Annotated in this window: 6 protein-coding genes and 1 pseudogene; 2 read left to right on the plus strand and 5 right to left on the minus strand. The window is 69.3% G+C overall.

The genetic code is table 11. The features are described from left to right. Positions 1-245: pseudogene (locus D472_RS0101970) on the plus strand (alpha/beta hydrolase); the annotation flags it as partial. Between the two features lie 33 nt (positions 246-278). Here D472_RS0101970 and D472_RS0101975 read toward each other — a convergent pair. From D472_RS0101975 to D472_RS0101985, 3 genes are read right to left on the minus strand one after another with little or no spacing between them, the layout of a single operon-like run. Further along, positions 279-1,091, minus strand: a complete 813-nt coding sequence (locus D472_RS0101975; protein WP_017602825.1) for an ABC transporter ATP-binding protein — start codon at positions 1,089-1,091, stop codon at positions 279-281. 43 nt (positions 1,092-1,134) lie between these two features. Continuing rightward, the gene (locus D472_RS0101980; protein ID WP_017602826.1) at positions 1,135-2,226 is read right to left on the minus strand and encodes a FecCD family ABC transporter permease; all 1,092 of its coding nucleotides are present in this window, start codon (positions 2,224-2,226) and stop codon (positions 1,135-1,137) included. Further along, positions 2,223-3,257 carry a FecCD family ABC transporter permease gene (locus tag D472_RS0101985; RefSeq protein WP_026117292.1) on the minus strand — a complete coding sequence of 345 codons (1,035 nt, stop codon included), beginning with the start codon at positions 3,255-3,257 and terminating at the stop codon, positions 2,223-2,225. Before D472_RS0101985 ends, D472_RS0101980 begins: the two co-directional genes overlap by 4 nt. A 150-nt stretch (positions 3,258-3,407) precedes the next feature. Here D472_RS0101985 and D472_RS0101990 point away from each other — a divergent pair, with 150 nt between their 5' ends. Beyond that, entirely contained in the window at positions 3,408-4,421 is a 1,014-nt protein-coding gene (locus D472_RS0101990; RefSeq protein ID WP_017602828.1) for an iron-siderophore ABC transporter substrate-binding protein, read from the plus strand. Positions 4,422-4,473: 52 nt separating this feature from the next. Here D472_RS0101990 and D472_RS0101995 read toward each other — a convergent pair whose 3' ends face one another. Together D472_RS0101995 and D472_RS0102000 are read right to left on the minus strand one after the other, a co-directional pair. Continuing rightward, positions 4,474-5,241 carry a sulfite exporter TauE/SafE family protein gene (locus D472_RS0101995; protein WP_017602829.1) on the minus strand — a complete coding sequence of 256 codons (768 nt, stop codon included), beginning with the start codon at positions 5,239-5,241 and terminating at the stop codon, positions 4,474-4,476. A 450-nt stretch (positions 5,242-5,691) separates the two neighbouring features. Continuing rightward, positions 5,692-6,324, minus strand: coding sequence for an alpha/beta hydrolase (locus D472_RS0102000; RefSeq protein ID WP_017602830.1), 633 nt, complete (start codon positions 6,322-6,324; stop codon positions 5,692-5,694). Positions 6,325-6,392 lie beyond the last annotated feature (68 nt).

Raw genomic sequence — 6,392 nt, forward strand, 5'->3', positions numbered from 1 at the left:
ACCGGGCCTCGGCCGGTGTCGACCTGGAACACGATCTGGCCGACCAGGAGGCCGGGCGTGGGTTGAGCATGCCGGTGAGTGTCCTCCAGCAGGACTGGGGCGCCGCTTTGGGCTATGACGCCGCCGCGTTGTGGGGTTCTTGGGCGCCGGACCTGCGTCATGTCACGGTCTCTTGTGGCCACTTCATGGCCGAGGAGGACCCCGCCCTGGTCATGGAGGAGGTGCGTGCCCTGGTGCGGCGTTGACGCTCGGTCCGGAGCCCACCATGCCCCGGTAGGTCAGTCGTGGTGACGGCGTACCCCGCGCCGATCGAGGGGGACGATCATCGGGGTGTGGGTCTCGGGGTCGGCGATGACACGTACCGGAAGGCCGAAGACCTTCTCCACCAGGTCGGCGGTGACGATCGTGGCCGGGTCGCCCTCGGCCACGATCGCGCCTTCCCTCATGACGATCAGGTGGGTGGCGTAGCGGCAGGCGTGGTTGAGGTCGTGCAGGACCGCCACCAGGGTGTGGCCCTGTTCGGCATGCAGGTCGGCGCACAGGTCGAGCATGTCCATCTGGTGGGCGATGTCGAGGTAGGTGGTGGGCTCGTCCAGCAACAGCAGGGGGGTCTGCTGGGCGAGTACCATCGCCAGCCACACGCGTTGGCGTTGGCCACCGGAGAGTTCGTCCACCGAACGGTCGGCCAGGGCGCTGACGCCGGTGGCCTCCATGGCCTGGGTCACCACCGCCTCGTCTTGGGCGGACCACTGGCGTAGGAAGCTCTGGTGTGGGAAGCGGCCGCGCGCGACCAGGTCGGCCACGCCGATGCCGTCGGGGGCGATGGAGGTCTGGGGTAGGAGTCCGAGTCTGCGGGCCACCTCCTTGGCCGGGTAGGAGCCGATGACCTGTCCGTCCAGCAGGACGTTGCCCTGGGCGGGTTTGAGGGTGCGGGACAGGGCGCGTAGCAGGGTGGACTTGCCGCAGGCGTTGGGACCCACGATGACGGTGAAGGAGTTGTCGGGGATGGTGACGGCCAGCTCGCGGGAGATGACGCGCTGGTCGTAGGCCAAGGTGAGGTCCTGTCCGCTCAGGCGGGCGTTCTCGGTCATCGTGGCTCTTTCCGGTCTGGGGCGGGTCGTGGCGGTGTACGGGTCAGGCGCGGCCGTCGCGCCATTCGGTGTAGAGCAACCAGATCAGGTAACCACCGCCGATGACGGCGGTGACCACGCCCACGGGTAGTTGGGTGGGGGCCAGAGCGCGTAGGGCCACCAGGTCGGCCAAGAGCAGCAGGGTGGCGCCCATGCACGCCGATCCGACCAGGGTGGCGCCGCCGGTGCGGGTCAGGCGGCGGGCCAGTTGGGGTGCGGCCAGGGCCACGAAGCCGATGGGGCCGGCCACGGCGATGGCGGCGCCGGTCAGGGCGCTGGCGGTGGTCAGGGCGATGATCTGGGTGGACTGGATGGACACACCCAGGCCTTGGGCGGTGTCGTCACCCAGTTCCATCAGGCGTAGGCGCCGGCCCACGGCCAACAGTGGGGGTGCGAGCAGGGCGAAGGCGATCCATACCGCGGTGACCTCTGCCCAGCCTCGGCCGTTGAGGCTGCCGATCATCCAGATCTGGGCGCCCATGGCGTCGGTGAGATCGGCGCGGGTCATCAGGTAGTCGCGGACCGAGGCGAGCATGGCCGAGGCACCGATGCCGACCAGGACGAGTCGGTAGCCCTGGACTCCGTTCTTCATGGCCAGCAGGTAGACCAGGGCGGCGGTGAGCAGGCCGCCGGTGATCGCTCCCAGGGACACGGCCAGGCGGCCCGCGCCCAGGACCAGGATGGCCAAGACCGCACCGGTGGCCGCGCCAGAGGTGAATCCGATGATGTCGGGGCTGCCCAGGGCGTTGCGGGACAGGCTTTGAAAGACGGCGCCGGCCACGCCCAGGGCGGCGCCCACACCGATGGCGGTCAAAGCGCGGGGCAGGCGTACCCCTTGGACGAAGAACACGTCCAGGCGTTCACCGAAGCCCAAGAGTGCGCTCGGGACGGCGCTCAGGGGGATCTCGTAGTCGCCGACCGAGACCGACACGGCCAGGGTCAATGCGCCGATCAGGAGCAGGCTCAGGCAGACCAGGAGGGTGCGGGGGCGCAGCAGGAAGGACAGGCGGTCGCCGTGAGCGCGCCAGGCCAGGGTGCCGCGAGGGCGTACGTGGCCGGTTCGGGTGGGGCGCGGTGGTGTCAGGGTCTTGTTCACAGTTGCGCCATCCTTTTGCTGCGGACCAGGGCGATGAACAGGGGTGCGCCGACCAGCGCGGTGATGATGCCGACCTCGAGTTCGGATCCGGGCAGGATGACGCGTCCGATGGTGTCGGCGGCGGTGAGCAGGATGGCGCCCAGGACGGCGGCGTAGGGCAGCATCCAACGTTGGTCGGGTCCGGTGATGGTGCGGGCCACGTGGGGGATGATCAGGCCCACGAACCAGATGGGGCCGGCCGCGGCGGTGGCGGCCCCGCACAGCAGGATGACGGCCACGGCGGTGCCGGCGCGGACCAGGGGGAGGCGGGCGCCCAGGGTGGCAGCCAGGTCGTCGCCCAGGGCGATGGTGTTGAGTGAGGGCCCCAGGGCCAGGGTGAGCGCGATGCCCACGATCAGGAAGGGGGCGACCTGCCAGAACAGGTCCAGGTCGCGTCCGGTCAGGGAGCCGACCTGCCAAAAGCGGATGCGGTCGAAGACGAAGTCGTTGAGGACGACGACGCCGTGGATGAGTCCTTGGAGGAGGGCGGCCAGGGCGGTACCGGCCAGGGCCAGGCGGACGGGGGTGGCGGCGGCACGGCCGCGTGATCCAAGGGCGTAGACGGCCACGGCCGCGATGGCGGCGCCGAGGAAGGCGGGCCAGACCAGGCCGGTTCCGGTGGCGCCGAAGAGGAAGACGGCGATGACCACGGCCGCGGCGGCGCCGGAGTTGACGCCCAGGATGCCGGGTTCGGCCAGGGGGTTGCGGGTCAGGGCCTGCATGAGGGCGCCCGCCATGCCCAGTGCGGCGCCGACGAAGACGCCGATGATGGTGCGGGGTAGTCGCAGGGTGCGGATGACTTCGTGGTCGTAGGTGCCGTTGGGTGCGGTCAGGGCGGCCCAGACGTCGGTGACGGGGATGGGTTTGGAGCCCACCGTGAGGCTGAGCAGTACGCACATGGCCAGGGTGCCCAGGGCGATGAGTAGTCCGAGGGGGCGTATGAGGCGCCCGCTCAGGGTGGGGCGCGTTGGTGTGGGCGCGCGCAGGGCCACGGGTTCCCCGTTCGTCGTGCTGGGTCGTTGGGCATGGGGTGCGGTGCCCGTGGTACCGGCGTCGCCTCGTATGGCACGGTCGGGCACACGAACACCACCATGGCAGGTTAGCCTTACCTACGTCATTTTCGCACGGAAGGGTTCCCCACGATGCTTCGTCCCACTCCTCCCCTGTTGTCTGTGAGTGCGTTCACGCTGGTCGGGATGCTCGCCTTGACCGGCTGTGGTGCCGGGGCGGCCCCTGGAGAGGGCGACCAGGCCCAAGAGCGGACTCGGACGGTGGAGGTGGCCAATGGCACGGTGGAGATCCCGGCCTCCCCCGAGCGGATCGCGGTGCTGTGGCGTCCCACCCTGGCCGCGGTCACCGGGCTGGGGCACGAGGTGGTCGGCACCATGGGCACCCCTGGCTCCGATGATCAAGGACTGGCGCCGTTCCTGCCCGAGGACGTGGACGGTGGCGCGTTGACGCTGGTCACCAATTCTCCGGCGGAGGACGACGTCAACCTCGAGGCGCTGGCCGGCACCGAGCCGGACCTGATCATCGGGGTGAGCACCCAGATGGGTGGCCAGGCCGAAATGGTGGATTCGTTGGAGGCGATCGCGCCCACGGTGTTGTTGGAGTGGGAGGGCACCGGTTCTTGGCGCGGTCATCTGGAGGAGGTCGCCGAGGTCTTGGACGCTCGGCCCCAGGCGCAGGGGGCTTTGGCCGACTACGAGAGCGCCGTGGAGCAGGCCCGAAGCGAGATCGAGGCGGCGGGGGTGGACCCGGCCGAGGCGGAGTTGTCCTTGGTGCGGTTGCAGGACGCCGGTGAGATCCGTTTGGAGACGCCCGCGTCCTTCCCGGGGCAGATCGTCGACGACCTGGGGTTCGCGCGTCCGGACACCCAGGCCGAGACCGAAGGGGACACCGACTTCCTCCCACGCAGTTACGAGAACCTGGAGCAGGGTGATGGGGACGTGATGTTCGTGCTGGTCGGTTCCGGTTACCCGGACGCGCCCCAGACCTTCGGCAAGGGGGTGTGGTCGGGTTTGAACGCGGTACGTCAAGAGCGGGTCTACCGGGTCGACCACGACTTTTGGGGCGCGGCCAACTACCACAGCGCCCACCGCATCATCGATGACGTGACCGCCGCGTTGACGGGCCAGGTGGATCCGGCGGTCTAGTGCCGTCTCAGCCGAGGTTCGCCCCGTCACGGCACCGGCGGCTCCGGCCGCCCTAGGTGAAGACGTCCCAGCCCATGCGGGCGAGCAGGGCCAGCACCACCACCAAAAGGACCGCGCGTACGAACCCGGTGCCGCGTTGCAGGGCCATGCGAGCACCGAGCTGGGCGCCCAGGATGGTGCACACCGCCAACCCCAGGCCGAGCAGCCAGTCGATGTGGCCGCCGATGGCGAAGACCACCAGGGCGCCCACGTTGGTGCACACGTTGACGATCTTGGCCGAGGCCGAGGCGTGCAGGAAGTCCATGCCCAGCACGGCGGTGAAGGCGATGATGAGGAACACACCGGTGCCGGGGCCGATGATGCCGTCGTAGAAGCTCACCCCCAGTCCGGCCAAGGCCAGTGCGGCCAGGATTCGGTTGCGGGTGCGCAAGGAGGGGTCGGGGATGGTGCCCATGGCCGGGCGCAGGACCACGAACAGGGCGACTCCGGCCAGGACGACCATGATGATGGGTTTGAGGACGTTGGTGGTCAGGGCGGTGGCCATGGCCGCGCCCAGCCCGGAGCCGATCAGGGCCAGGCCGGCGGTGGAAAGGACCACGGCGCGGTCGATGCGAACCTTGCGGGCGTAGGCGATGGCGGCGGAGACGGTACCGAAGACCGCGCCGAGCTTGTTGGTGCCCAGCAGGGTGGCCAGGGGTGTGGCGGGGGCGGCGACCATCAGGGCGGGTAGGAGGAGGAGTCCTCCTCCCCCGACTACGGCGTCGACCCAACCGGCGGCGACGGCGGCCAGCAGGAGCAGGCCGAGGATCTCGGGTTCCATCAGCGGAACCGAGCAAAGGGAGTGAGTGGCATGGGGTCTTCTTCTGGGCGGGGAATGGGGCCGAAAGCCAATCTAGTGTGGGCCGGCCGAGGTTCACCCCGTCGCGGCGTCCGGAGCGTCACCTCACCGTGTTGCCGAAAACCCGCATAGGGATCACCAGAGGGCTTCGCGCCGCCTTGCGATGCACCATCCCGAACGCCGCTCCGTAACGAACGGACCCCGACCACCACGGCACTGGCCGGCTCTGGTGACCGACTTCGTCCGAGGATCGAGGCGAGTGTTTCTTGTCGTCGATTTTTCGTTGTTCGAAGGAGGCATATGAATCCGCCACCTTGACAGTGTAGATTTATTGCTGGCGGAAGAAGAGCGATGACGTCCGGGTGCAGGGGACGTCATCGCCGCTCGGTCGGGGGCCCAAGGGACCGACCCCCACGTTCAAGAGTCGCTCCGCTAGAAGTCGGACCGTTCGAACCATTCCTGGGCCCGCGCCACGGTCTGCGGCGGGAGCTGGTGGCCCCCGGGGTGTTCCTCGGTGCGCACCTTGGCACCCCGCTCCCCCAGTTGGGCGGCCAGTAGCCGCGCCTGGTCGATGGTGGTGATCGGATCCGCCACCCCGTTGCCCAGGAACACCCGTGTGCCGGACAAGTCCACCGGTGCGGGTTCGCGTCCCTGCAACGGGGCACCACCGGCGAAGAGCGCCGCGCCGGCCACCAGGCCCGGGTGCAGCAGCAAAAGCCCCGCCCCGGTGTTGGCTCCGTTGGAGAACCCGCTCACCACGATCCGCTTGGGGTCCAGGTCGTAGGTGGCGGTGGCGGCCTCGACGAAGGCGGCCAGTTCGGCGGTGCGAGCGATGAGGTCGTCGACGTCGAAGACCCCCTCTCGTAACCGGCGGAACCAGCGGTTCATGCCGTTCTCATCGACCTTGCCCCGGGGCGAGAGCAACGCCGCCCCGGGGGCCAGGGCACGACCCAGCGGCAACAGGTCGTGCTCGTCGGCTCCGGTACCGTGCAGCAACAGCAGCGTGGGGGCGTCCAGAGCGGTGGCCGATTCGAAGACGTGGACGAAGTCCTGGGTGGTGGTCACTCATCTCACCTCTACTCGGGGCAGGCTCGCGGCGATCTGTTCGCGCTCGGGTTCCAGCCATGGCGGTA

The organism is Nocardiopsis alkaliphila YIM 80379, from assembly GCF_000341005.1.
Classification (GTDB): domain Bacteria; phylum Actinomycetota; class Actinomycetes; order Streptosporangiales; family Streptosporangiaceae; genus Nocardiopsis; species Nocardiopsis alkaliphila.